Here is a 1,086-nt window from a genome sequence, read left to right as displayed (position 1 = left end):
AATATTAATAATTTTATCAATATGATTTACTTTCTTTGTGGTAAGTTAAAATTCGACTACCCACTAGGATTCACATAGAGCCAAATTAAGCGACTGTACTTATCAAAGCATTGTCCATGGTGATGCAAAATTAGCTAATTTTTGTTTTAGCCAGTCAGGTGAGCGTGTTGCTGCAGTTGATTTTCAATATGTCGGTGGTGGCTGTGGTATGAAAGATGTGGCTTATTTTATTGGCAGTTGTCTAAATGAACAGCAATGTCAGCAGCAAGAAACAGCGCTATTGGACTATTATTTTCAGGTTTTAAAAGCGTCGCTAGCTGCTCAACATGCACAAATAGATGCCGAGGGTGTAGAGCAAGAATGGCGTTCGTTGTTTCCCGTTGCCTGGACCGATTTTCATCGTTTTATTAAAGGTTGGAACCCAGGCCACTGGAAAATAAACAGTTATAGTGAGCGCCTGGCGCGTGAAGTTATTTCCGAATTGAGCAATAACGAAGCTAAACAAGCCTAATATGCAACTTACTCAGCAGGATCTGTTTTTATTAAGCCAATGTGCTATTTCCGCAGCCTTTCAAGCTGGACAAATCATTACTCACTATGCGCAAAAAGAAGTCACTATCAAGCATAAACAGAATGGGCATACCTTAGCTTCGCAAGTGGTAACTGAAGTTGATCATTTAAGTCAGGCGATAATTCTGCAAATTCTGGAGCCAACCTGTGCACAATTTGATCTCGCCTTATTGACTGAAGAAAGTCCTGATGATCGCAAACGACTGACAAAGGATTTTTTCTGGTGTATAGATCCTCTGGATGGTACTCTGCCGTTTATTGAGTCAACGCTTGGATATTCGGTTGCCATCGCTTTGGTTTCTCGAACAGGTATTCCTTACTTAGGTGTCGTTTTCGACCCGGTTAAACAAACGCTATATCATGCGCTAAAAGGACAAGGGATTTTTCGTAATGACTCTCGATGGTCTTTGCATACTCCGGAACCTTCAAGCTCCCAGGCACTGACCTTTATCACCGATCGTAGCTTTACTGAGCACTCGCAATATTCCAGCGTACTGACTGAGCTAGAGGCAATAG

Annotated in this window: 1 protein-coding gene and 1 pseudogene; both read left to right on the top strand. The window is 41.6% G+C overall.

All coding sequences use genetic code 11. The annotated features are described in order from the left end of the window. Nucleotides 1-82 precede the first annotated feature (82 nt). Nucleotides 83-511, top strand: a pseudogene (locus tag CDZ78_RS20860) (oxidoreductase family protein); the annotation flags it as partial. Between the two features lies 1 nt (nt 512). Further along, nucleotides 513-1,086 (top strand): 3'(2'),5'-bisphosphate nucleotidase CysQ family protein (locus tag CDZ78_RS20855; protein ID WP_280175614.1); only part of this gene is annotated, 574 nt, incomplete at its 3' end.

The organism is Bathymodiolus platifrons methanotrophic gill symbiont (genome assembly GCF_002189065.1).
In the GTDB taxonomy this organism is placed as follows: Bacteria; Pseudomonadota; Gammaproteobacteria; order Methylococcales; family Methylomonadaceae; genus Methyloprofundus.
This window is presented reverse-complemented; position numbering and strand designations above follow the sequence as displayed.